The sequence below is a fragment of the Desulfarculus baarsii DSM 2075 genome (genome assembly GCF_000143965.1).
In the GTDB taxonomy this organism is placed as follows: domain Bacteria; phylum Desulfobacterota; class Desulfarculia; order Desulfarculales; family Desulfarculaceae; genus Desulfarculus; species Desulfarculus baarsii.
Window position 1 is genome coordinate 545,891 of sequence record NC_014365.1, and the last position, 23,652, is coordinate 569,542.

Annotated in this window: 17 protein-coding genes and 2 tRNA genes; 9 read left to right on the plus strand and 10 right to left on the minus strand. The window is 64.6% G+C overall.

Going from position 1 to position 23,652, the window contains the following annotated elements; all coding sequences use genetic code 11:
• The 3 genes from pheA to DEBA_RS18835 all read right to left on the minus strand — a co-directional run bounded on the left by pheA (position 1) and on the right by DEBA_RS18835 (position 2,386).
• Positions 1 to 1,233 (minus strand): prephenate dehydratase, encoded by a 1,233-nt coding sequence (pheA, locus tag DEBA_RS02395; protein ID WP_013257308.1) that lies wholly within the window; start codon positions 1,231 to 1,233, stop codon positions 1 to 3.
• Between the two features lie 3 nt (positions 1,234 to 1,236).
• The gene (aroF, locus tag DEBA_RS02400; protein WP_013257309.1) at positions 1,237 to 2,127 is read right to left on the minus strand and encodes a 3-deoxy-7-phosphoheptulonate synthase; all 891 of its coding nucleotides are present in this window, start codon (positions 2,125 to 2,127) and stop codon (positions 1,237 to 1,239) included.
• A gap of 136 nt (positions 2,128 to 2,263) precedes the next feature.
• The gene (locus tag DEBA_RS18835) at positions 2,264 to 2,386 is read right to left on the minus strand and encodes a hypothetical protein (protein WP_280985134.1); all 123 of its coding nucleotides are present in this window, start codon (positions 2,384 to 2,386) and stop codon (positions 2,264 to 2,266) included.
• 246 nt (positions 2,387 to 2,632) lie between these two features.
• On the opposite strand from DEBA_RS18835, the gene fdhF reads away from it, so the two are divergent.
• A complete protein-coding gene (gene fdhF / locus DEBA_RS18640) occupies positions 2,633 to 5,401 on the plus strand; it encodes a formate dehydrogenase subunit alpha (protein WP_083778849.1) in 2,769 nt (922 codons plus the stop codon).
• 76 nt (positions 5,402 to 5,477) lie between these two features.
• Here fdhF and DEBA_RS02415 read toward each other — a convergent pair whose 3' ends face one another.
• A complete protein-coding gene (locus DEBA_RS02415) occupies positions 5,478 to 7,778 on the minus strand; it encodes a DUF748 domain-containing protein (protein ID WP_013257312.1) in 2,301 nt (766 codons plus the stop codon).
• A 338-nt stretch (positions 7,779 to 8,116) separates the two neighbouring features.
• On the opposite strand from DEBA_RS02415, the gene DEBA_RS02420 reads away from it, so the two are divergent.
• The 5 genes from DEBA_RS02420 (at position 8,117) to DEBA_RS02440 (ending at position 15,838) form a co-directional block, all read left to right on the plus strand.
• The gene (locus tag DEBA_RS02420; protein WP_013257313.1) at positions 8,117 to 8,590 is read left to right on the plus strand and encodes a hypothetical protein; all 474 of its coding nucleotides are present in this window, start codon (positions 8,117 to 8,119) and stop codon (positions 8,588 to 8,590) included.
• Complete coding sequence (locus DEBA_RS16720; RefSeq protein ID WP_013257314.1) at positions 8,587 to 10,500, plus strand: HAMP domain-containing methyl-accepting chemotaxis protein; 1,914 nt, start codon at positions 8,587 to 8,589, stop codon at positions 10,498 to 10,500. Before DEBA_RS02420 ends, DEBA_RS16720 begins: the two co-directional genes overlap by 4 nt.
• 18 nt (positions 10,501 to 10,518) lie before the next feature.
• A complete protein-coding gene (locus DEBA_RS02430) occupies positions 10,519 to 10,812 on the plus strand; it encodes a hypothetical protein (RefSeq protein WP_013257315.1) in 294 nt (97 codons plus the stop codon).
• A gap of 759 nt (positions 10,813 to 11,571) precedes the next feature.
• Positions 11,572 to 13,386 carry an FAD-dependent oxidoreductase gene (locus DEBA_RS02435; protein WP_050762205.1) on the plus strand — a complete coding sequence of 605 codons (1,815 nt, stop codon included), beginning with the start codon at positions 11,572 to 11,574 and terminating at the stop codon, positions 13,384 to 13,386.
• A 115-nt stretch (positions 13,387 to 13,501) separates the two neighbouring features.
• A complete protein-coding gene (locus DEBA_RS02440; RefSeq protein ID WP_013257317.1) occupies positions 13,502 to 15,838 on the plus strand; it encodes a molybdopterin-dependent oxidoreductase in 2,337 nt (778 codons plus the stop codon).
• Positions 15,839 to 15,859: 21 nt separating this feature from the next.
• On the opposite strand, the gene DEBA_RS02445 is transcribed toward DEBA_RS02440, so the two are convergent.
• The 4 genes from DEBA_RS02445 to rph all read right to left on the minus strand — a co-directional run bounded on the left by DEBA_RS02445 (position 15,860) and on the right by rph (position 18,132).
• On the minus strand, positions 15,860 to 16,402 hold the full coding sequence (locus DEBA_RS02445) for a thermonuclease family protein (RefSeq protein WP_013257318.1): 543 nt from the start codon (positions 16,400 to 16,402) through the stop codon (positions 15,860 to 15,862).
• A gap of 352 nt (positions 16,403 to 16,754) precedes the next feature.
• A tRNA-Pro gene (locus DEBA_RS02450) sits at positions 16,755 to 16,831 on the minus strand.
• Positions 16,832 to 16,837: 6 nt separating this feature from the next.
• Complete coding sequence (locus DEBA_RS02455; protein ID WP_013257319.1) at positions 16,838 to 17,437, minus strand: XTP/dITP diphosphatase; 600 nt, start codon at positions 17,435 to 17,437, stop codon at positions 16,838 to 16,840.
• Entirely contained in the window at positions 17,434 to 18,132 is a 699-nt protein-coding gene (gene rph / locus DEBA_RS02460; RefSeq protein WP_013257320.1) for a ribonuclease PH, read from the minus strand. Before rph ends, DEBA_RS02455 begins: the two co-directional genes overlap by 4 nt.
• Before the next feature lie 213 nt (positions 18,133 to 18,345).
• Between rph and DEBA_RS02465 the strand changes: the two genes are divergently transcribed.
• The 3 genes from DEBA_RS02465 to DEBA_RS17595 all read left to right on the plus strand — a co-directional run bounded on the left by DEBA_RS02465 (position 18,346) and on the right by DEBA_RS17595 (position 20,732).
• Positions 18,346 to 18,428 (plus strand) — tRNA-Leu (locus DEBA_RS02465).
• Between the two features lie 395 nt (positions 18,429 to 18,823).
• Positions 18,824 to 19,873, plus strand: coding sequence for an IS481 family transposase (locus DEBA_RS02470; protein ID WP_013257321.1), 1,050 nt, complete (start codon positions 18,824 to 18,826; stop codon positions 19,871 to 19,873).
• A 121-nt stretch (positions 19,874 to 19,994) separates the two neighbouring features.
• Positions 19,995 to 20,732 (plus strand): HAD family hydrolase, encoded by a 738-nt coding sequence (locus tag DEBA_RS17595; RefSeq protein WP_013257322.1) that lies wholly within the window; start codon positions 19,995 to 19,997, stop codon positions 20,730 to 20,732.
• 26 nt (positions 20,733 to 20,758) lie between these two features.
• On the opposite strand, the gene DEBA_RS02475 is transcribed toward DEBA_RS17595, so the two are convergent.
• Positions 20,759 to 21,808, minus strand: a complete 1,050-nt coding sequence (locus tag DEBA_RS02475) for an IS481 family transposase (protein WP_013257321.1) — start codon at positions 21,806 to 21,808, stop codon at positions 20,759 to 20,761.
• Between the two features lie 190 nt (positions 21,809 to 21,998).
• Positions 21,999 to 23,642: a chaperonin GroEL gene (gene groL, locus DEBA_RS02480; RefSeq protein ID WP_013257323.1), complete on the minus strand. Its 1,644-nt coding sequence runs from the start codon at positions 23,640 to 23,642 to the stop codon at positions 21,999 to 22,001.
• Between the last annotated feature and the right edge of the window lie 10 nt (positions 23,643 to 23,652).

The window sequence follows — 23,652 nt, forward strand, 5'->3', positions numbered from 1 at the left end:
TCAGACCGCCTGTTCGGCGCCGTTCCAGGCTTCTGGCTCGCCCATGGGATAGGAGCCGAGCACCTTGAGCAGGCGGGTTTCCTCGTCGAGGGTATTGATGACCTGGCGCACCTGGGCGTCCTCGACGTGGCCGGCCATGTCGATGAAAAAGACATATTCCCAGGGCGTGTTTTTCAGCGGCCGCGACTCGATGCGCGTGAGGTTGATGCCGCTGTCGGCGAAGTGTTTGAGTGCGCTGAAGAGCATGCCTGGTTTGTGGTGGGTGACGAAAAGGATGCTGGTTTTGTCGTTGCCGGTGGGCGGGCATTTTTGCCGGCCGATGACGAAGAAGCGCGTGGTGTTGTGTGGGTTGTCCTGGATATCGATGGCCAGGGCGTTGAGTCCGCCTTGGCGGGCGGCCAGGATGGAGCCCACGGCGGCCGAGCCGTCTTCCTGGGCGGCTTTTTGGGCGGCGGCGGCGGTGGAGGTGCTTTCGATGAGGGTGGCCATGGGCATGTTGCGGGCCAGCCAGTTGCGGCACTGGTTGAGGGCCTGGGGGTGCGAGTAGACGCGCTGGATGCCTTCGATGGCCGCTTCCTTGCTCATCAGCACCTGCGAGATGCGGGCGTAGATCTCGCCGCAGACGTTCAGGTCGCTTTCGAGGAAGAGGTCGAGGGTGACGCTGACCTGGCCTTCGCTGGAGTTTTCCACGGGCACCACACCGACCTGGGCGTGGCTGCGTTCGACTTCGTGAAAGACGTCGATGATGCTGCGATGGGGGGCGAACTCGCACGAGGAGCCGAAGTGGCGCATGGCCGCCTGGTGGCTGAAAGTGGTGGCCGGGCCGAGGAAGGCCACGCGCAGGGGGCGCTGGACGGCGCGGCAGGCCGAGATTATCTCGGCGAAGATGCCGCGCAACGACTGGCCGGAGAGCGGGCCTTGGTTGTGGCGCTCCAGGGCGTCGATGATGGCCTGTTCGCGCTCGGGGGCGAACTCGGGCAGGCCGCCGGCGTTTTTGGAGCGGCCGATGGCCATGGCGCAGAGGGCGCGCTCGTTGAGCAAGTCGACGATCTGGCGATCGATTTCATCAATGCGCTGGCGCTGTTGGTTGATCTGGTCAGCCACCATGTCGTGGTTCTCCTGTCGCGGTGGATACACCGGCCGCAGATGGGCCGCTTTCTGGTTGGGTCGGCGGTTGCGGCCGCCGGCCAGGCCAAGGGTCAGGCCCGCGAAAAAAGGCGTCCTGTCGGTCATATCCTAGATGGTCCTTCCGCACATGGCGGCCATGCCGCGCAGTTGGGCCATCAGCTCGGCGAACTCCGAGGGATGCAGGGACTGTTCGCCGTCGCAGAGGGCGGCCTCGGGCCGGCAGTGCACCTCGACCATGATGCCGTCGGCGCCCACGGCCAGGGCGGCCTTGGCCATGGGGGCCACGTAACGGCGCTTGCCCACGGCGTGGCTGGGATCGACGATCACCGGCAGGTGTGTGCGCTCCTTGAGCACCGGCACCACCGACAGGTCGAGGGTGTTGCGCGTGGCCGTCTCGAAGGTGCGGATGCCTCTTTCGCAGAGGACCACGCTTTGGTTGCCGCCGTCAAGAATGTATTCGGCGCTCATGAGCAATTCGTCGACGGTGGTCATCAGGCCGCGCTTTAGCAGCACCGGCTTGGAACTGCGGCCGACTTTTTTCAACAGCGAGAAGTTCTGGATGTTGCGCGCGCCGATCTGGATCATGTCGGCTTGTTCTTCGAGCAGGGGCAGGTCTTCGGCGTCCATGAGCTCGGTGACGTAGGGCAGGCCCGTGGCCTTGCCGGCCAGGCCGAGGAGGGTCAGGCCGTTGGGCCCCAGGCCCTGGAAGCTGTAGGGCGAGGTGCGCGGTTTGTAGGCCCCGCCGCGCAGGATGGCCCCGCCGCCCTGGCGCACGGCCTGGGCCGTCTCGACCATCTGCTCCTCGCTTTCCACCGAGCACGGCCCGGCGATGACCACGAAGGCCCCGCCGCCGATGGCCACATCGCCCACCCGGACCACGGTGTCCTCGGGGTGCTGTTCCCGAGCGTGCAGTTTCCGGGGGGCGCGGGGTTTGCATGCCTCTGGGTCGATGACCGGCGTCATGGCCTGCTCCGTTCCGTTGATTTTGGCCGCCAACATTTGTTTCCTCCAGATAAAAACGATTCGGGCCGTGGGGGATTTTTTGCTTCCCCACGGCCCGCTAAAAATTAAGAGGGCCATGGGTTCCGCCGGTTGGCGTCTGCCCATGGCCCTTGGTTTCGTTGCTTCGCGCTACTTAGGCGAGAACCTCCCTGGCCGGCGGGCAGACGCCGGTAAAATAGAAATAGCTAAAGTAATAGACGCCCTTGAAGCCATTGGCCAGGCTCCGCGGCGCTGCTATTTCGGTTCTGCCCGTCATGATTACCAAGAGATCCTCGTTTGAGTTGTTTTAAACTAAACAACAAGCGCCCTGGCTTGTCAAGCGACAGATCATATTTTTTTAAGCGCCGCCCCGCCGGCCGCGCGTACAACAAGTGAACAACCTTGCTTTTGGCTTGTTAGTCAATAGAGATAATGACATAATTCACATGATATGCCGAAAATGACATGCCGCCGTCGGGTGGGTCGGTGGCGCGCGGTGTCATAAAACTGCGAGCAATAAACTATGGCTGAAGCGATTTTCAACGGCCGACGGGTGTCTTACCAGCCCGGAGAGACCATCCTGGAGGCGGCCAGGCGGGCGGGCGTGGAGATACCCACGCTTTGCCACATGAAAGATTTCTCCACCAGCGGCCAATGCGGCGTCTGCGTGGTCGAGCTGGCGGGCTCGGGCCACATCAAGCAGGCCTGCCGCACCCCGCTGGAGGAGGGCATGGTCGTGGCCACCGATTCGCCCAAGGTGCGCGAAGCCAGGGCCAACGCCCTGCGCCGGCTGGTGGCCTCGGGCGCGCACAACTGCCTCGTCTGCGACATCGGCGGCGACAAGTGGCAGGAATTGCAGATGGAAGTCATGGCTCAGCCCTGGCACGACACCGTCTGTCCGGCCTGGGGCGACTGTCGCCTGCAAGACCTGATCATCCGCTATGGCGTGAGCATGCGGGGCGTCGAGCCCAAAATCCGCCAGCATCCCCTCGATGACGATCAGCCCATGATCGTGCGCGATTTCAGCCGCTGCATCAAGTGCGGCCGTTGCGTGAGCGCCTGCAACGACGTCCAGGTCAACCTGGCCATCGCCCCGCCCGACGAGGCGGCGCTCAAGGCCGGTCTGCTGGAGTCCGACTGGCGGCCGGTGGTGGATTACGCCAAATGCACCCATTGCGGCCAGTGCATCCAGGCTTGCCCGGTGGGCGCGCTCTTCGAGAAAAAGGCCTATGGCCAGGCCCTGGCCAACGAGCTGCAAAAGGTTCGCACGACGTGTCCTTATTGCGGAGTGGGCTGCCAGATTTGGCTTCATGTCAAGGACGGGCGGATCTTCAAGACCAGCGCGGTGGAGGACGCCGAGCCCAACAAGGGCCGTCTTTGCGTCAAGGGCCGTTTTGGCTATGATTTTATCTACTCCGAGGATCGTCTGACCACGCCTTTGATCCGCGAGGGCGAGGGTTTCCGCGAGGCTTCGTGGGATGAGGCGCTGGATCTGGTGGCCAGCAAGTTCAAGCAGATCATCGCCGAGTCCGGGCCCGACGCCCTGGCCGGGGTGAGCTGCGCGCGCAGCATCAACGAAGATTCCTATAACATGCAAAAGCTTTTCCGCGCGGTGATCGGCACGAACAATATCGATCACTGCGCACGAACCTGACACGCCCCCACTGTCGCCGGTCTGGCGATATCGTTTGGTTCCGGGGCGATGACCAACAACTTCGCTGATTTCGCCAAGGCGAAGATGTTTTTGGTGATAGGTTCGAACATGACCGAGGCCCATCCTGTGGCCTCGACGTTCCTGAAAAACGCCGTGCAAAAGGGCGCTGGTTTGATCGTGGCCGACCCGCGTCGCACGGCGCTGGCGGCGATGGCCGACGAGCACATGCAGTTGAAGGTGGGCTCCGACATCGCCCTGCTCAACGGCCTGATGCATGTTTTGATCACCGAGGAGATCTACGACCGCCGCTACGTGGAGTCGTGCACGGTCGAGTTTGACAAGCTCAAGGCCACGGTGATGGAGTATCCGCCGGAGCGGGCGGCCGAGCTCAGCGGCGTGCCGGCCGAGACGATCGTCCGGGTGGCGCGCAAGCTGGCGGCCACCAAGCCGGCGATGCTGATCTACACCCTTGGCATCACCGAGCACACCTGCGGCGTCAACAACGTGTTGTCGACGGCCAACTTGCAGATGTTGCTGGGCAATGTGGGCTTCGAGTGCGGCGGCGTGAACCCCTTGCGCGGCCAGAACAACGTTCAGGGGGCCTGCGACATGGGCGCCCTGCCCAACGTCTACCCGGGCTACCAAAAGGTCATCGACCCGGCGGCCAAGGCGAAGTTCGAGAAATTCTGGGGCGTTGAGCACCTGGACGACAAAAACGGCCTGATGATGCCGGCGATGTTCGAAGGGCTGGTCACCGGCAAGGTCCGCGGCATGTGGATCTTCGGCGAAAACGTGGCCAACACCGAGCCGGACATCCACCACGTGGAGCACCAACTGGCCTCGGCCGAGTTCCTGGTTTGCAGCGACATCTTCCCCACCGAGACCACGCGCTTTGCCCACGTGATCCTGCCCTCGGCGGCGTGGAGCGAGGACGACGGCACCTTCGCCAGCAGCGAACGGCGGGTCAACCGCGTGCGCAAGGTCTCGACGCCTCCGGGCCAGGCCAAGCCCAACTGGTGGATGTTCAAGGAAGTGGCGGCGCGGATGGGTCAGGCGTGGTCGTCCAACTCTTCCCAGGAGATCTGGGACAACGAGTTCTCGGTGGTGGCCCCGGCCTTCACGGGCATCAAATACAGCCGCATCGAGGGCGACGGCCTGCAATGGCCCTGCACCTCGCTTGAGCACCCCGGCACCCAGGTCATGCACAAGGACGGCTGCTTCACCTGCGGCCTGGGCAATTTCAAACCCGTGGAGTGGACGCCGCCGGCCGAGGTGACCGACGCCGAATACCCCTACGTGCTCAGCACCGGACGCCGCCTCTACCACTACCACACGCGCACCCAAACGGGTCGCTGCGGCGGCCTCAACGACCTGCTGGGCGAGGAAACCGCCGACATCTCGCCGGCCGACGCGGCCAAGATGGGCGTGCGCAGCGGCGACAAACTGCGCCTGGCCTCGCGCCGCGGCGAAGTCGTGGTCAGCGCGCGCGTCACCGCCGAGGTGCCGCCGGGCATGGTCTGGATGGCCTTCCACTTCCGCGAAGGCTGCGCCAACTGGCTGACCAACCCGGCCTTCGACCCCGTCTCGCAAACCGCCGAATACAAGGCCTGCGCCATCAAAATGGCCCCGGCCGCCTAGGGCGGACGAATAAAGCTCGCGGGGGGAACCTTTTTCTTTTGTGCCAAAAGAAAAAGGTTCCCCCCGCGTTTTGCCTCTAGCGATTGAAAAGGCCGCGGAGCAGGCCGCCGGCGGCTTCCTTGATGTTGAGCACGGCGGTTGGTTTGTCGGCGGTGCCGCCCAGTTCCAGGGGGAATGCGCCGTCGGGGCCGAGGAAGGGCCGCAGGTCGCGGCCGAGGCCTTGTCCGCTGAGCAGGAGTTTGGCGGTGATGGCGCGGTCGAGCAGGTTGGTGTGACCGGCCAGTTTGACATCGATGCGTTCCGGGCTATCGGCGAAAAGCAGTTGGTAGTCGAGGCGTCCTTTGGCCAGGGTGTAGCTGCCGTCGAGGGAGCCGTATTGGCCGGGCACGTTGTCGCGGACGATATCGGCCAGGAAATCGCCGCCGGTCATGCGGCCCAGGGCGTCGATATCGATTTCCACGCCGCGTGGCGCTTGGATGCCGCCCTTGCCGGTGGCGCTGGCTTTGATGGTTTCGACGTCCAGGCCCTGGGCGGCGAGTTGGGCTTGGATGTCGAAGACGCCGCGGATGGCGGAAAGGGGCAGATAGAACAGCGCCACGTTTTTCTTGAGGTGCTGGTAGCGCTCTTTGTCGATACGCAGGCCCGTGGCCGTCAGGTTGATGTTTGATTTGGGCTCTTGGTTGCCGGCGCAGATGAGTTTGGCGTCCAGGTTGAGGGCGCCGTCGAGCAGGCCGCACTTCAGGCCTTCGATGGCGGCTTGGCCCTGGCCGGCGAGCAGGCGGCCGTTGACGCCGAGCAGATGGTGGCCGCCGACGGCGACATGGGCCAGGTTCAGCTCGATGTCGATATCTATTTCTTGCAGGATTTTAGCTAGTTGAGCGGCCTGATCGGCAGGCTTGGCTGGCGCGGCTGGGCGGGCCGTGGCCGCTGGCGGGGCTTTTGGCGGCGTTGCGGTCGTATTTTGATCCAGGGCCTGGAGCAGGGGCAAGATGGCGTCGAGGTCGATTATTTTGCTGGCCAGGGTCAGGTGGGCCGTTTTTTTGGGCTCGACGGCGGCCTTGCCGCTGATCTCCAGGTGTGCGTCCGGGCACTCCAGGCTGAGTTTGTCGATGACCATGTTGCCTTGGGCGTCGACGATCAGCTTGCCCTGACTGATCAGTTGAGCTTGGCGGAAGGGCCGCGCCAGGCCGGGCGTGTTGACTTCCAGGCCGTCCGCGCGTGATTGGAAGTCGAGGGTGAATTTTTTTTCGTCGCCACGCAGGGTGAATTCTTTTTCGGCCTGCCCGGCCAGGGTCAACCCGGCGGGCAGGAAGTTGGCCAGCACGCGGTAGAGCTTGGCCAGGTCGGTTTTTTGGCCCATGACCAGTTCGGCCCGGCCGGGGGCCAACAGGCCGTGGGCTTTCATCTCGTAGCCGGCCGCCTGAGAGCGTAGGCTCAGCGATTCGAGTTGCAGCGAGCGGGCCGATTGGTCGGCGACCATGGCCAAGGTCAGGTCGGCGTCGGCCAGTTCGAAGGGCGCTTGGCCTGGCGTCGGGCTGGAGATGCGCAGGTTCAGCGCCCGGCACGAGGCGTTGATGACCTTTTGATTGTCGGGGCCCACGGCCGCCGCGGCCAGTTTAAGTTCACCGGCCAGCTCCAAGCCGGGCCAGACCACGATCAGCCGCTGACCCAGTTGGGCCAGGTCGATCTCGGCCTTGAGTTCGGCCGGGGCGGAGGCCTGGCCGCCGCTGGCCTCGATGCCCAGGCCGGGCATGGCCAGTTGGGCCTGGATCAGCGGGGTTTGGGCGTCGAACTCGGTGGTTAGCTCGGCTTTTTGCAGGGGCAGGCTGGCTTGGGAGCCAGTGGCCAGGTTGGCCAGAAAGATCGTCGATCCGCTGATGGCCAGGCGTCGGACGATGAGGCTGCCGGCGTGGGGTTCGTCGGCGGCCGGAGCCTCGGCGGGCGGAGTTTCGGGGGGCGCGGCCGGCTGATCGGCCGGCGGCTGGGCGGCGGCGAAGTCGGTATTGAGCGCGCCCTGTTGGTCACGGACCAGCGAGAGCTCCAGGCCATCGACCAGCACTTGGCCCAGATCGACCTTGCGGGTCAGCAGGGGCAGCAGGCCAAACTCCACCAACAGGCGATCTAGCTTGAGCAGGGGCCGCCCGCCGAAGCGGGGCAGGTCGTCGATGCGCAGGCCTTTGACCTCCAACTCCGCGCCACCCAGCAGGCGCAGATCGATGGATTCGACCCGGGCCTGGCGTCCGGTGTGTTCGTGGATGGCCTGGACGGCCATGTCTTCCAGGGGCAGCAGGGCCGGAACGATGGCCAGGGCCAAGGCCGCCAGCACGGCCAGGGCCAGGGCCGCCAACAGCAACCACTTGACGATTTTTCGCGCCATTTCAAGACCTCGTTTTGGGGCGTAAGGCTTCGGGGCCGTTTTGGAGCATGGCTTCATTATGCCTGGTTCCTTGGCCGTTGTGAAGGCCGGGCGCGGCGGTGTTGTCCTGTTTGTCTGGACGCGCGGCCGTTCGCGATGGTCGGACAGGCGTCCTGTTGTCCCGGATATCTGGACGGCATGGGATGATGAAAGGCGGCGCGGCGCGCGCCCGCCGTGGCGCGGCCTTGGCCAATGCGCTGTAATATCTTGAAATTATTGATTGCCCCCAAAAAAATGGGTTGTTGGCACGGCCCTTGAAACACGATCGCCATGATTGACGACAAACGCGGGGGCTGGCCATGAAACTGTTGGTTTACGTTTCGGTCATGAACGAAGACTGGGTGCGGTTGGGCGCGGCTATCGACGATTCGGCGCCGCGCGAATGCGTCGAGCTTTTCCGGCGCATCGATGGCCTGCGCGAACGGCTGTCGCAGCCCATCCAACGGCCGGCGGTGTTGGTGCTGGTGGCCGCCACCGAGGCCGAGTTGAAGGCTCTGGTCGATCTGGCTCCGCTGCTCTACGACCTGAAGACCATCTTGATTTTGCCCGACCACGAGGCCATGGCCGCCAGGGAAGGCCATCGCCTCGCGCCCAGGTATTGTACATATATAGATAGTAATTTTGATGAGTTGCGCTCGGTTATCCGCCATATTTTCGGATTGTCGCACCATGACGTCGCCGAAGACACGGCCTCCGAAGCCCCGGTGGCCCAGGGCCGCCGTGAAGCGCACAAACCAAGGATTGAAGGGTCGGCAAGGGAGAACGTGGCATGAAAAAGCTTAGCCTCAGGAAGAAACTTCTTGGCGGATTCGTGGCGGTGGCCGTCCTGACGTTGGTGGTTGGTTTTGTCGGCTGGCAAGGGGCCAGGAGCATGGGCGCCGATATGGATAAGGTGGTCAACGATTGCCTGCCGGCCGTGCAGTCGCTGATGGAGGCCCAGCTGGCCCTGACCGAGATCGGCGCGGCCCAGGAGGGCCTGATGCGCACCGGCCTGACCATGGAGCGGCGCGAGGCGCTCTACGCCCAGGCCGCCGCCGGCCGCAAGTCCTATGATGCGGCCATGGCCCGTTTCGACGGCCTGCCCATGGATCAAACCCAGGCCGCGGCCCTGGCCGAATTCAAGGGTCAGACGGTCAAGGCCCAGGCCGAGATCGACCAATTTTTCGCGCTGAGCCACAAGCTGGAGGCCAACGCCATCCTCAATCCCGGCCAATTGCGCGAGAGCCTGGAAGGCTTTCGCGGCGATCACTACAAACTGCTGGGCCAGAGTTGCACGCTGATCGCCCAGGGCGTGGCCTTCCAAGGCGGCGACGACGCCACCAAGTGCAACTTCGGCCGCTGGATGGCCGATTTCAAGACCGACAACCCGGTCCTCAAGTCCGCCTTGGCCACCATGCACGATCACCACCACGCCTTTCACGCCGCCGTGGGCAAGCTGCAAGGCCTGATGGCCCAGGACGCCCGCGAGGAGGCCTCGGCCGTTTATCGGACCGAGATGATCCCGGCGGCCGAGGCCACCTTCAAGCAGTTCGAGGTCATGCGCTTAGAGGCCGCCAAGGCCCAGGAGCTCTACGCCCAGATGGCCGAAAAGGCCCGGAGCGCCGCGACCATGCTGGAATCGCCATTGAAGATGCTGGCCCTGATGCTTGCCGAAAAGCGGCAGGCGGCCCAGGCGGCCCAGGCCCAGGCCGAGAGCCAGGGCGCGTGGGTGCGCGTGTTGACGATGGGCGGCATGGTCGTGGGCTTCGTGGGCGCGGTGTTGCTGGGCTTTTTCATTACCGGGGCCATCGCCAAGCCGCTGGCCGGGGTCATCGCCGGGCTCAGCGCCGGGGCCGATCAGGTGGCCGCGGCCTCCAATCAGGTGGCCGGCTCCAGCCAGTCGCTGGCCGAGGGCTCGGCCCAGCAGGCCGCCGCCCTGGAGGAGACGTCGTCTTCGCTGGAGGAAATGTCGTCGATGACCAAGCAGAACGCCCAGAACGCCGAGGAAGCCAACAGCCTGACCGGCGAGGCGGCCCAGGTGCTGCACCGAGCCTCCCAGGCCATGGGCGAGTTGACCTCCTCCATGGAGGCCATCAGCCAGACCAGCCGTGAAATGGCCAAGATCATCAAGACCATCGACGAGATCGCCTTCCAGACAAATCTGCTGGCCTTGAACGCCGCCGTGGAGGCCGCCCGGGCCGGTGAGTCGGGCGCGGGCTTCGCCGTGGTGGCCGGCGAGGTGCGCAACCTGGCCGGCCGGGCCGCCGAGGCGGCCAAGAACACCGCCGCGCTCATCGAAAGCTCGGTCAGCGGCATCGCCCAGGGCGTGGACATGGCGCGGCGCACCAGCCAGGTCTTCGAGGAAGTGGCGGCCAACGCCGGCAAGGTCGGTCACTTGGTGGGCGAGATCGCCGCGGCCAGCCACGAGCAGGCCCAGGGCATCGCCTTGGTCAGCAAGGCCAGCGGCGAGATGGATCAGGTGACCCAGCAGAACGCGGCCAGCGCCGAGGAGTCGGCCGCCGCCGCCCAGGAGATGAGCGCCCAGGCCCAGACCATGCAGGCCTACGTGGGCCAACTGACCACCTTGGTCACCGGCGGCGGGGCCCATGAGGCGGCCCCGCTGCTCGAGGCCAACGATGAGCGCCGTCTGCTGGGCTGGAGCCGCCGCCGGGGGCATGGCGCCCACCCCAACGACGAGTTCTGAAAGGCCATGGGAGTTTTGATGAACAGTGAAAGCAAGCGCCGGCCCGTGGATATCTTTGGCGGCGACGAGGTGCTGCGCTCGTGCAAATGGCTCCTGGACGATATCCAGCGCAAGTTCGAGCAGTTGATCCAGGAAGGCCAGAACGCCGGCGGCGAGGTCTCGGACGACTTTCGACGGCGGGCCGCCGGGCTGGTGGCCGAGTTCGACTTGATCTGGGCCGAATGGCGCACCAGGGCCTTGGGCCGCGGGGCCAACCCGGCGGCTTTGTTTGAGATGGAGGTTTCGGTGGACGCCCTGCGCCGGCTGCTTTAGGCCCGCGTCGGGGGTGGGCGACAAAAGGCGGCGCGCGCTTGGGGCGAAATGACCATGGATCCGCGGCGCGCCTGGCGAGGCGGCGTGAAATGCGCCTCGTCGGGCGCGTTTTTTTGAGCGGGCGCTATTTTTTAAAAAACATAATGAACGGGGCGGGCGACAACCGGGAAAAAACGGTAAAACCAAGGTCAAGGCCCCTCGGCCCGCCGAGTCGGGCCAAGTGCCTTGCGGAGTGGCTCGCCTGGGGGGTGGACGCGCCTTCTCCTTGGGGCTCATACTGATAGTGGTGGCCAAGGCCGAGCCGCTCACCGGCAAAGCGCCGCCGAGCGCCCGCGCGCGCGGCGGCGGCGGCCGGCCCGCAGCGGAAAGGCCCGTGACGGTTATCGGGGCGTCTGCTTGAAAAACGCGGCCCGAGCACGGACAATATTTGCCAGGCCTGGCGGGCGTCACGCCCTTGCCACGGCGGGCCTTCTTCCGCCGGCCACCCACGGCGCGACGCCCCAACTGAAAAGGGCGGCCCATTGGCTCGCCCCGGCGACGCGCGGCCGCGATCGGCACACGACAACAACTTTAATTTAATGGGCTTTCGTCCCTGGCCATGGCGTCGGGGGCCGGTCGGCGTCAGGCCTGACCGCGAAAGGAATAAAAATGGCGAGTCAAGTCTTTTCGACTTGGGGAAGCTGGACGCCCGGGCGTGAACAGGTTCCCACCGACCAGTTGCCGGCCGAATTTGCCGCCGGTCGGCCTCTGAGGGCCTTCATGGGCTGGGACGGCCTTTTCATCCACGACGAAAGCGTCGATCTGGTCGACATGGCCAGGGCCTACATGGACCAAGCCCAGAAGGAATCCTGTGGCCAATGTTTTCCCTGCCGGTTGGGCGTCAAGGCCATGAGCGCCATCCTGGATGGCCTGTGCGCCGGCAAGGGCGCGCCGGCCGACCTGGATCGCCTGGAGAGTCTGGCCCGTTTCGTGTCGCGCGCCTCCCGCTGCGACATCGGCCAGACCACGCCCCGGCCCATCTTGGATCTGCTCACGCACCGCCGTCAGGCCTTTCTGGCGGCCATCGAGGCCAAAGCGCCCATCGCCCGGGGGCGTTACGTGGCCCAGGTCACCGCGCCCTGCATCAACGCCTGCCCGTCCCATCTGGACATTCCCGGCTATGTGGAAAAAATCCGTGACGGCAGGTGGGATCAGGCCTTGTCCATCATCCGCGACGATTGCTGCCTGCCGGGAGTGGTCGGTCGGGTGTGCGTGCGGCCCTGCGAGTTCAACTGCCGCCGCCAGAAGCTGGACGAGGGCATAGCCATCCGCGCTCTCAAGCGCCACGCGGCCGACATGGAGCTGGCCAGCGGCCGGGAAGCGCCCCTTGTCCCCGGCCCGGCCAAGGAGCAAAAGGTGGCCATCATCGGCGCCGGCCCGGCCGGTTTGGCCTGCGCCTATCATCTGGGGCTCCGGGGATACAAATCCACCATCTTCGAGGTGCTCAACGAGCCCGGCGGCATGGCCGCGGTGGGCATCCCCGACTATCGCCTGCCGCGGCGGATTCTGCGTGGCGAGGCCAACCAGGTCGAGCGGCTGGGCTGCGAGATCCGTTACGGGGTCAACGTGGGCGTGGACGTAACCTTGGACGACCTCAAGCTGCAAGGTTATGGGGCCATCTTCGTGGGCGTGGGCGCGCCGGCGGCCTCCAAGATGCGCTGCGAAGGCGAGGACGCCGGCTATGAGTGCTTCATGACCGGCGTGGATTTCCTGCGCCGCGTGGCCGATGGCGAAAGGCCCATCGAGGGCGATAAGCTTTTGATCATCGGCGGCGGCAACGTGGCCATGGACTGCGCGCGTTCGGCCCTCCGGCTGGGCTTTACCGACGTCAACCTGCTTTATCGCCGGACCAGGGCGGAGATGCCGGCCGACCTGGTGGAGATCAGCGAGGCCCAGGAAGAGGGGATCAAATTTCATTACCTGGTGGCCCCGCTACGGGTCATCGCCGCAAACGGCAAGGTCGCCGGGCTGGAGTGCCAGAGGATGGAGCTGGGCGAGCCCGACGCCTCGGGGCGCCGGCGTCCGGTGGCCATCGAAGGGTCCGAGTTCGTCATCGAATGCGACGCCATCGTGCCGGCCATCGGCCAGGTCTGCGTGGTCGACTGCGTGCTGCCCCCCGATGAAGTCGAAATCAGCAGGCGTAACACCTTGGCCACCGACGACATCACCCGCCAGACCAACCAGCCCTACATTTTTTCCGGCGGCGACTGCGTGACCGGCCCCGCGCCCCTCATCGCGGCCTTGGACGCCGGCAAGAACGCCGCCCGCTTTATCGAGCAGTTTCTGACCAACGGCCGCAGCGTCCCCGAGGACGGCGACCACATGGAAAGGCTCATCGCCCGGCTGGGCGTGTTTTATCCCAGGGAAAAGATGCCCTATGCCGACGCCACCAAAAAGCTGCGCCCGCCGGTGATGGCGCCCGAGGTCAGGATCAGGGGCTTCGACGAAGTGGAGGGCGGGGTGAGCCCGGCCCAGGCCGCCGAGGAGGCCGCCCGGTGCCTGCGTTGCTACCGCATCGCCATGGCCGCGCTTTGATGGCCAAGCCGGCCGTGGCGCCGTCGATGATCGGCCAGGGGCCAAACCATGCTGGCACGGCAATTTTGCCCTGTTGCCCCGGCCGCGTTCGCTTCATGGGTTTGGAAGGTGAGTCATGCCAACCTTGACACTGAATGGAAACAATATTTCTTTTGAACCGGGCTGGACCATTCTGGAGGCGGCCAAGGCCAACGGAGTGGAGATACCGACCCTTTGCCATCTGCAAGCCGCCGACCACAAAGGTGTATGCCGCATCTGCGTGGTGGAGGCGCGCGGCTCCGACAGACTGCTCCCGGCCTGCGCCACCCCCGCGGTGGAGGGCATGGAGTTGCGGACCGACAGCCCGGCGGTGATCGAAGAGCGCAAATTGATCGTCGAGCTGCTCCTGGCCGAAGGCGACCACAACTGCCTGTGCTGCGAGGCCAACGGCGATTGCGTCTTGCAACGGCTGGCCTATGCCCATGGCGTCAAAAACGCGCCGGTGGCCAACCCTCTGGCCACCCGCCTGGTCGACGACAGCCAAGCCTTCATTGTCCGCGATTTCAAAAAATGCGTCATGTGCGGCAGATGCGTGGCCGCGTGCAATGAAATCCAGGTCAACATGGCCATTCCCTTGCCTTTTGGGCGGCGCGAGGACAGGCCTCTGCCGGCCGGCTGGCTGCCCCTGGTCGACCATGACCGCTGCACCCAGTGCGGAGAATGCGTGCAGGCCTGCCCGGTAGGGGCCTTGACCGAAAAAAAGGCCAAGGGCCGCGGTCGCTCCTGGGAGCTGACAAAGGTGCGCACGACCTGCCCGCACTGCGGCGTGGGCTGCCAACAATGGCTGCACGTCAAGGACGACCAGATCGTCAAGGTCACGGCGGTGGAGGACGCCAGGCCCAACCTGGGGATGCTCTGCGTCAAGGGTCGTTTCGGCCACGACTTCGTGGGCGCGGCCGAGCGGCTGACCACGCCGCTGATCAAGGAAAATGGCGGCTTCCGCCAAGCCGACTGGGATGAGGCCCTGGACCTGGTGGCCGGACGGCTGGCCGCCATCAAGGCCGCCCACGGGCCGGAGGCCTTCTGTGGCGTGGCCGACGTCGGCGGCGTGAACGAAGACGCCTACAACATGCAGAAATTCTTCCGCGCGGTGCTCGGCGTCAACAACATCGATCACCGCGGGCGGGCTTGCCTCGCCCCGCAGGCGACCGGCCCGGCCGCCGCCTGCGGGTCCGGGGCCATGACCAATTCTTTCGCCGAGTTGGAAAAGGCCAAGCTGATCCTGGTCATCGGCGCCGACGTCACCGAGGACAATCCGGTGGCCGGGGCCTACATCAAGCGCGCCGCCCGCCGGGGCGCGCGGCTCATCGTGGCCGACCCGCGCCGCACCGGCCTCGTCGAGCACGCCAGCCTCCACGCGCCCGTCAAGGCCGGCGCGGAAGTGGCCTTTGTCAACGGCTTGATGCGCGTGCTCATGGAAGAAGGTCTTTACGACAAGGATCAAGCGCTAAAGCGCGCGGCCGATTTCGAGAAGCTCCGCCGGACGGTGGAGCGTTACAACCCCGAGATGGTGGCGGCCGTCGCCGGCGTCGGCCCCGAGTTGCTGGTCGAGCTTGCCCACGCCCTGGCCACGACCAAGCCGGCCATGCTCGTCCACGCCCTCGGCCCCGACGAAGGCGCGCGCGGCCTTGACAAGGCGCTGGCCTACGCCGATCTGCAACTGCTCCTGGGCAATGTCGGCCGCGAGTGCGGCGGCGTCAACCTCCTGCGTGGCCGGGGCAACGCCCAGGGCCTGGCCGACATGGGCGCCTTGCCCGGCTTCTACCCTGGCTACCAGAGCGTGGGAGACGCCACCGCCCGCGCGAAGTTCGAGCGGGCCTGGGGCGTCGAGCTCAATCCCAAGGCCGGCCTGGCCCTGCCGGCCATGTTCGAGGCCATGGCCAGGGGCGCGGTCAAGGCCATGTGGATATGTGGCGAAGACGTGCTGGCCGCCGCGCCTGACGGACAGCACGCGGCGCGTTGTCTGGGCGCGTTGGATTTTCTCGTCTGCGGCGACATCTTGCCCACGGCGACCACCAGTCTGGCCGATGTTGTCTTCCCGCTGGCGGCCTGGGGCGAAAGCGACGGCGTCTTCACCAACAGCGAACGCCGGGTCAGCCGGGCGCGCAAGGCCGTCAATCCGCCCGGCCAGGCCAAGCCGGGCTGGTGGATCTTCCGCGAGGTGGCCAGGCGCATGGGCCACGATTGGCCCAGCCAGAGCAGCCGGGAGATCTGGGACAACGAGTTGAGCGTGCTGGCCCCGGCCTTGGCTGGCGTCACGTACGACCGCCTGGAGGGCGACGGCCTGCAGTGGCCCTGCCCAGGCCTGGCGCACCCCGGCTCGGCCTACCTGCCAGCGGACGCCTGCCCCGGGCCGGACGCCTTCCACGCCGTGGAATGGGCCCCGCCTGCCGATGAGCCGGACGGCCGCTAGCCTCTGGCCGCGCGCCGGCCGTCAGCGCCCCGAGACGGCTTGGCCCCGCCACGCGCCGCGTCGCCACTTCTCCGGGCTGATCGGCCGGGATAGGGACCACAGGCCCGCCCGCGCGCCCCGCGCGTGGGCCTCCATGGCCTCGTAGGCCGGGGCCGGGCGATAGCGGTTATAGGCGTGGGCGTGGCCCAGGCGCAGGGCCTCCAGGGCGTAATCCACGTCGCCGGGCAGATGCACCCGGCAGACCAGGCGGCCGTTGCGGTCGGGCTCGAAGATCCACAGCCACACCGTCTGGCCGGCCAGGGTGGCCTTGGCCCAGGAGGCGGCCAGGGCGGCCCATGGCTGGGCCGGCCAGATCAGTTTGCCACGCCGCTCCACGCGCAGCTCGGGGCCGTCGATGTCGGCCACGCGCACGCGCTGGGCCACGTCAAATCCTTCCACGCGGGCGGTGAGGGTGTCCACGTCGTGGACCGACAGCACCGTGGCCTGGGTGTAGCCCGGCCCGGCGGCCAGTGCCTGGCCACAGAAGGCCAGGGCAAGCAGCACGATTACGGTAATTCGTTTCACCATGGCCTCCGCTTTTGACGAAACTTCGGCAAACGGTCGCCTCAATGGCCCGCCCCGTTTGCCATCGCAACTTCGGTGCCAATGGGAGAGTGCTGCACGGGGGCGTCCTACCCCGTGCAGCATCGGCTTGGCAAAAGCGCGGTTTTGCCAAGCCTCACAAATCGCTCGCCTAATCAGGCTCGCGATTTGGCGCGCCGTCCATGGCGCGCTTCGGCTGCTGCACGGTAGAATTTATGTTTCACAGATTATTATCTGTTTTTACAACATTTGTTATGTTTCACCGTGCAGCAGCCTCAATGGGCCAAACGTCGAGAGGCCACGGCAGTGACGCCATGGCCTCTCGTATTTTTTCTGGTCGGGGCGCCCGGATTTGAACCGGGGGCCCCCTGCTCCCAAAGCAGGTGCGCTACCAGGCTGCGCCACGCCCCGACATCATTACCGCAAAAAATCGCTCAACCGCGCCGCCAGCCCGCGCAGGGCCTGACCCCGGTGGCTGATGGCGTTTTTCTCCTCGGCCGCGAGCTGGGCCACCGTGCAACCGCGCGCCGGCAGCTCGAACACCGGGTCATAGCCAAAACCGTTTTGCCCGGCCGGGGCCAGGGCGATGCGCCCTTCCAGCCGACCCTCGGCGACGATCTCCGCGCCGTCGGGCCGGCGGCAGACCATTACGCAGACAAAAGCCGCGCCGCGTTTTTCCGGCGGCAGGCCGGCCATGGCCGCCATGAGCTTGGCGCAGTTGGCCGCGTCGTCGCCGTGAGCGCCGGCGTAGCGGGCGCTGTGCACGCCCGGCGCGCCGCCCAGGGCCGCGACCACCAGGCCCGAATCGTCGGCCAGGGCCGGCAGATGCAGCGCCTGGCTGACGGCGGCGGCTTTTAGCCGGGCGTTGGCCGCGAAGCTCTCGCCGGTCTCGGCCACCTCGTCGACAAAGCCCAACTCGGCCGCGCTGACCACCTCCACGCCCAGCGGCCGGCAGATGGCCATCATCTCGCGCAGCTTGCCCTGATTGGCGCTGGCCAGCACGATGCGCGGGCTCATCGGGCCGGCCCGTTGACGGCGGCCAGTTGGGCCGCGACGATATCGCCGGCCGCCTGGCGGCTGATGGCGATCAGCTCCATGAGCTCCTCGGGCGAAAACACGCCGCGTTCGCCCGTGCCCTGGATCTCGATCAACTGGCCGTCGGCGGCCAGGACCATGTTCAAGTCCAACTCGGCCGATGAATCCTCGGCGTAGCAAAGATCGACCAGCAACCGGCCGTCGACGCGCCCGGCGCTCAGGGCCATGACCTGACGCGGCGGTTGCAGCCCCAGCCCGCGCAGGGCCAGGGCCAGGGCCACCCAGCCGCCGCTGACGGCGGCCGTGCGCGTGCCGCCATCGGCCACCAGCACGTCGCAATCGATGCGGATGGTGTAGCCGTCCAGGGCGGCCAGATCGGCGGCGGCGCGTAGGGCCCGGCCGACCAGCCGGCTGATCTCCTTGGCCCGGCCGGCCTGGGCGTGGTCGCGGCCGGTGCGGGTGTGGGTCGCGCGGGGCAGCATGGCGTATTCGGCGGTGATCCAGCCCTGGCCCGCGCCTTCGAGAAAGCGCGGCGCGCCTTGCTCCACCGAGGCGGTGCAGAGCACTTTGGTCTGGCCGAAGGCGCAGATGGCGCTGCCCTCGGCATAGGGATTGACCCCGCCGCTGATGACCACCGGCCGCATCTGGCCGGGATTTCTGCCGTCGATTCTGCTCAAGGCCTGGGCCGCGTTCCTCTTGGGTGGTTTGAGGCCTTTGCCGGCGGCAGGAGGCCTCGGGCAATGGTCTTGGTTTGGGAATGTAAACTTAGCCCAGGCCCGTGGGGGTGTCAAGCGGCGGCGGCCCCGGCCGGCCGGCCAGTGGCGAAAAAAGGGCGGCCGGCTGTTGACGACGGCTGCATTCCAGCTATAAGTTGTAGTGCCTCGTCAGGCGCGAGAGTGGCGGAACTGGTAGACGCGCTGGACTTAGGATCCAGTCCTTCGGGGTGGGGGTTCGAGTCCCCCCTCTCGCACCACGGCATCAGGTGGTTTCGCCGCGCGGTCCAGGGCCGGACCGGGCGGCGTTTTCCTTGGGCGCGCGGGGTGAGGCGCAACGTGGCGCTGGCCTCGCCTCACCGGTCGCGGAAGGCCGGCGCATTGAGCTATTTCAGCTGTTTTTTGCTTGCCTCTTCGAGCAGCTCAATGGCCCGGTCGGCCATAATTTTATCAATGATAGCCTTGACTTGTTGGTCTAGAATACTACCTTCAGAGTAATCGGCTGGAGCTATGAAATTAACTCTGTATTCGCCTAAGTGTGCTGATCTAGTAATGACCTGACAGTCGACCACGTAGAGGAAGTGGTCATGCCGCCCTTGGTTGGGGTAGGTTTGTAGTTGCGAAACTCGAACAAACCTCAACACAGGAGGGCAACATGACCACGGAGAAGAAGGTAGCACGAAGGAAGCTGAGTCTGCTAGAGCTTGCTGGGGAATTGAGCAACGTCAGCCGGGCCTGCAAACTGATGGGCTACTCGCGGCAGCAGTTTTACGAGATTCGGCGCAATTTCCAGACCTACGGCGCACAGGGCCTTGTGGACCGTTTGCCCGGCCCCAAGGGGCCGCATCCCAATCGTGTGGAAGCGGAGGTTGAGGCGGCGATCATGGCTTACAGCCTGGAGTATCCGACCCACGGAGCGCTTCGCGTGTCGCAGCAATTGGCCCTTCGCGGCGTGCAAGTGAGTTCCGGCGGCGTGCGAGGCGTGTGGAGTCGCCACGAGATGCTCACGCGGCACGAGCGTCTTTTGCGTCTCGAGCAATCGGTTCGCGCCCAGGACATTCAACTCAGCGACGAGCAGATTCGGGCTTTGGAGCGCTTCAGCCCGGAGTTTCGCGACCGCCACATCGAGGCCCGGCACACCGGGGCCCTGGTGGCGGTGGACACGTTTTTCGTTGGCGCGCTCAAGGGCGTGGGCAAGGTGTATCTACAATCGGTCATCGACTGCCACAGCCGCCACGCCTGGGGTCGCCTGTACACCAGCAAGCTTCCGGTCACGGCGGTGCATGTGCTCAACGAGGAAGTGCTGCCGTGCTTTGAGGCCCACGACGCGGTGATTGAGACGGTGCTTTCGGACAATGGGCGAGAGTTTTGCGGCCGGCCAGACCAGCATCCGTATGAGCTGTTTCTGCAGCTTGAGGGGATCGAACACCGCACCACCAGGGTGCGTCGGCCTCAGAGCAATGGCTTCGTGGAACGGCTTCACCGGACGCTCTTGGACGAGCATTTCCGGATCAAGGGCCGTCAGAAATGGTATGAAACCTTGGATGAGATGCAGGCCGACTTGGATGAGTATCTGCGCCATTACAACCATGAGCGGGCGCACCAGGGCCGGAACATGAACGGCAGGACGCCGAGTCAGGCTTTCCTGGAGGGCCTGCCCGGGCGTAAGAAGCCCAAGGAAAAGGCGTCCCAAAAGGCCGCCTAAAAATCACCCCGCCAGGGGCGGCAGTGTCAGGTAAATACTATATCTGTACAAATTATCATCTTGTTCGCCCGATTTGGATTGGTATATGGTTAACAGTAAGCAGGCTTGAAAGGATAGTTTCATGTCGGGAACAAAACACCCTAAAATCGCCCTTTGCTATGATTTCGATGGAACACTCTCGCCTAGGAACATGCAAGAATACTCTTTTATTCCTCAACTAGCGATTGACAAGACAGTGTTTTGGCGGCAAGTCGCTGAGCAGGCGAAGAATGGCGACGAAGACAATATATTGTCATATATGCATTTGATGCTCAAAAAAGCCAAAGAAACTGGCCACGTAAGAGTGGCTCGCAGTTCATTCAAAGAGCTAGGAACATCGATTGATCTATTCCCTGGCGTCGAAGATTGGTTTCAGCGCATCAATGAGCATGCGAGATCAAAAGGCGCGAAAATAGAACATTACATTATCTCATCGGGCCTAAAAGAGATTATTGAGGGGACGAAAATAGCCAAACAGTTCAAGATGATCTACGCATCTTCCTACTCTTACGATCAGCACGATGTGGCCATCTGGCCGGCGTTGGCGATAAATTACACCACGAAAACTCAATATTTATTTAGGATAAACAAAGGTGTTTTCGATGTCTGGGATCACAAAAAGGTAAATGAGTACAAGCCAGAGTCTGAGAGGTATATTCCTTTTAATCGATTTATTTATATAGGTGATGGCTCTACCGATGTTCCTTGTATGAAGCTCACAAAAACAAAAGGTGGCCATTCCATAGCGGTATACAAGCCTAAAGCGAATTCAAAGGCCGCAAAAACACTCTTAGGCTGTACAGATATAGTATTTACCTGACACTGCCGCCCCTGGCGGGGTGATTTTTAGGCGGCCTTTTGGGACGCCTTTTCCTTGGGCTTCTTACGCCCGGGCAGGCCCTCCAGGAAAGCCTGACTCGGCGTCCTGCCGTTCATGTTCCGGCCCTGGTGCGCCCGCTCATGGTTGTAATGGCGCAGATACTCATCCAAGTCGGCCTGCATCTCATCCAAGGTTTCATACCATTTCTGACGGCCCTTGATCCGGAAATGCTCGTCCAAGAGCGTCCGGTGAAGCCGTTCCACGAAGCCATTGCTCTGAGGCCGACGCACCCTGGTGGTGCGGTGTTCGATCCCCTCAAGCTGCAGAAACAGCTCATACGGATGCTGGTCTGGCCGGCCGCAAAACTCTCGCCCATTGTCCGAAAGCACCGTCTCAATCACCGCGTCGTGGGCCTCAAAGCACGGCAGCACTTCCTCGTTGAGCACATGCACCGCCGTGACCGGAAGCTTGCTGGTGTACAGGCGACCCCAGGCGTGGCGGCTGTGGCAGTCGATGACCGATTGTAGATACACCTTGCCCACGCCCTTGAGCGCGCCAACGAAAAACGTGTCCACCGCCACCAGGGCCCCGGTGTGCCGGGCCTCGATGTGGCGGTCGCGAAACTCCGGGCTGAAGCGCTCCAAAGCCCGAATCTGCTCGTCGCTGAGTTGAATGTCCTGGGCGCGAACCGATTGCTCGAGACGCAAAAGACGCTCGTGCCGCGTGAGCATCTCGTGGCGACTCCACACGCCTCGCACGCCGCCGGAACTCACTTGCACGCCGCGAAGGGCCAATTGCTGCGACACGCGAAGCGCTCCGTGGGTCGGATACTCCAGGCTGTAAGCCATGATCGCCGCCTCAACCTCCGCTTCCACACGATTGGGATGCGGCCCCTTGGGGCCGGGCAAACGGTCCACAAGGCCCTGTGCGCCGTAGGTCTGGAAATTGCGCCGAATCTCGTAAAACTGCTGCCGCGAGTAGCCCATCAGTTTGCAGGCCCGGCTGACGTTGCTCAATTCCCCAGCAAGCTCTAGCAGACTCAGCTTCCTTCGTGCTACCTTCTTCTCCGTGGTCATGTTGCCCTCCTGTGTTGAGGTTTGTTCGAGTTTCGCAACTACAAACCTACCCCAACCAAGGGCGGCATGACCACTTCCTCTACGTGGTCGACTGTCAGGTCATTACTAGATCAGCACAGATAATTCTTGTACCAAAACGGGCGGCCCCGAGGGGCCGCCCGATTGCGTCGCGGATGAGTCGCTAGTCGGCTTAGTACATGCCGCCCATGCCGCCCATGCCGCCCATGCCACCGGGCATGGCCGGAGCGCCGGCGCCCTTTTCCTCGGGCTTTTCGGCGATCATGCACTCGGTGGTCAGCAGCAGGCCGGCCACGCTGGCGGCGTTCTGCAGGGCGAAGCGGGTGACCTTGGTCGGGTCGATGACGCCGGCCTCCAGCAGGTCTTCGTACTTGTCGTCCTGGGCGTTGTAGCCCACGGTGCCGCTGGTCTCCTTGACCTTCTGCACCACCACCGAGCCCTCCAGGCCGGCGTTTTCGGCGATCTGGCGCAGGGGCTCCTCGATGGCCCGGCGGATGATGTTGGCGCCAAAGGACTCGGCGCCTTCGAGGCCGGCCGCCGCGATGGCTTCCTGGCAGCGCAGCAGGGCCACGCCGCCGCCGGGCACGATGCCTTCCTCGACGGCCGCGCGGGTGGCGTTGAGGGCGTCCTCGACGCGGGCCTTCTTTTCTTTCATCTCGGTCTCGGTGGCCGCGCCGACGTTGATCACGGCCACGCCGCCGATCAACTTGGCCAGGCGCTCTTGCAGCTTCTCGCGGTCGTAGTCGCTGGTGGTCTCCTCGATCTGGGCGCGGATGGTCTTGACCCGGCCTTCGAGCTTGGAGCGCTCGCCGCCGCCGTCAACGATGGTGGTGTTGTCCTTGTCGACGGTGACGCGCTTGGCGGTGCCCAGGTCCTTGAGGCTGGCGTTTTCCAGCTTGATGCCCAGGTCTTCGCTGATGACCGTGCCGCCGGTGAGGATGGCGATGTCTTCGAGCATGGCCTTGCGGCGGTCGCCGAAGCCGGGGGCCTTGACGGCGCAAGCGTTGAGGGTGCCGCGCAGCTTGTTGACCACCAACGTGGCCAGGGCCTCGCCCTCGACGTCCTCGGAGACGATCAACAGCGGGCGATTCATCTTGGCCACCTGCTCGAGGATGGGCAGCAGGTCTTTCATCGAGCTGATCTTTTTCTCGTGGATCAGGATCAGCGGATCGTCGATGTTGGCGACCATCTTCTCGGGATCGTTGACAAAGTAGGGGCTCAGGTAGCCGCGGTCGAACTGCATGCCCTCGACGACTTCCAGCGTCGTCTCCATGCTCTTGGCTTCCTCGACCGTGATCACGCCTTCCTTGCCGACCTTGTTCATGGCCTCGGCGATGATGTTGCCGATGGTGGCGTCGTTGTTGGCGCTGATCGTGCCGACCTGGGCGATTTCCTTCTGGTCCTTGGTGGTCTTGGACAGCTTGCGCAGGGCAGCGACCACGGCCTCGACGGCCTTGTCGATGCCGCGCTTGATGGCCATGGGGTTGTGACCGGCGGCGACCAGCTTGGAGCCTTCGCGGTAGATGGCCTGGGCCAGGATGGTGGCGGTGGTGGTGCCGTCGCCGGCCACGTCGGAGGTCTTGGAGGCGACCTCCTTGACCATCTGGGCGCCCATGTTCTCGAACTTGTTCTCAAGCTCGATCTCTTTGGCCACGGTCACGCCGTCCTTGGTGATGATCGGCGAGCCGAAGCTTTTGTCGATGATGACGTTGCGGCCCTTGGGGCCCAGGGTGACCTTGACGGCGTTGGCCAGGGTGTCCACGCCGCGCATGATCGCTTCGCGGGCCTTGACGTCGTATTTAAGTTCTTTGGCCATTTATCATCAC

What these genes read in the sequence shown, in the direction of transcription:
- pheA (WP_013257308.1), bottom strand. Translation starts at nt 1,233, where the DNA reads ATGACCGACAGGACGCCTTTTTTCGCGGGCCTGACCCTTGGCCTGGCC.
- aroF (WP_013257309.1), bottom strand. Translation starts at nt 2,127, where the DNA reads ATGTTGGCGGCCAAAATCAACGGAACGGAGCAGGCCATGACGCCGGTC.
- DEBA_RS18835 (WP_280985134.1), bottom strand. Translation starts at nt 2,386, where the DNA reads ATGACGGGCAGAACCGAAATAGCAGCGCCGCGGAGCCTGGCCAATGGC.
- DEBA_RS02415 (WP_013257312.1), bottom strand. Translation starts at nt 7,778, where the DNA reads ATGGCGCGAAAAATCGTCAAGTGGTTGCTGTTGGCGGCCCTGGCCCTG.
- DEBA_RS02420 (WP_013257313.1), top strand. Translation starts at nt 8,117, where the DNA reads ATGAAACTGTTGGTTTACGTTTCGGTCATGAACGAAGACTGGGTGCGG.
- DEBA_RS16720 (WP_013257314.1), top strand. Translation starts at nt 8,587, where the DNA reads ATGAAAAAGCTTAGCCTCAGGAAGAAACTTCTTGGCGGATTCGTGGCG.
- DEBA_RS02430 (WP_013257315.1), top strand. Translation starts at nt 10,519, where the DNA reads ATGAACAGTGAAAGCAAGCGCCGGCCCGTGGATATCTTTGGCGGCGAC.
- DEBA_RS02435 (WP_050762205.1), top strand. Translation starts at nt 11,572, where the DNA reads ATGGGCTGGGACGGCCTTTTCATCCACGACGAAAGCGTCGATCTGGTC.
- DEBA_RS02440 (WP_013257317.1), top strand. Translation starts at nt 13,502, where the DNA reads ATGCCAACCTTGACACTGAATGGAAACAATATTTCTTTTGAACCGGGC.
- DEBA_RS02455 (WP_013257319.1), bottom strand. Translation starts at nt 17,437, where the DNA reads ATGAGCCCGCGCATCGTGCTGGCCAGCGCCAATCAGGGCAAGCTGCGC.
- DEBA_RS02470 (WP_013257321.1), top strand. Translation starts at nt 18,824, where the DNA reads ATGACCACGGAGAAGAAGGTAGCACGAAGGAAGCTGAGTCTGCTAGAG.
- DEBA_RS17595 (WP_013257322.1), top strand. Translation starts at nt 19,995, where the DNA reads ATGTCGGGAACAAAACACCCTAAAATCGCCCTTTGCTATGATTTCGAT.
- DEBA_RS02475 (WP_013257321.1), bottom strand. Translation starts at nt 21,808, where the DNA reads ATGACCACGGAGAAGAAGGTAGCACGAAGGAAGCTGAGTCTGCTAGAG.
- groL (WP_013257323.1), bottom strand. Translation starts at nt 23,642, where the DNA reads ATGGCCAAAGAACTTAAATACGACGTCAAGGCCCGCGAAGCGATCATG.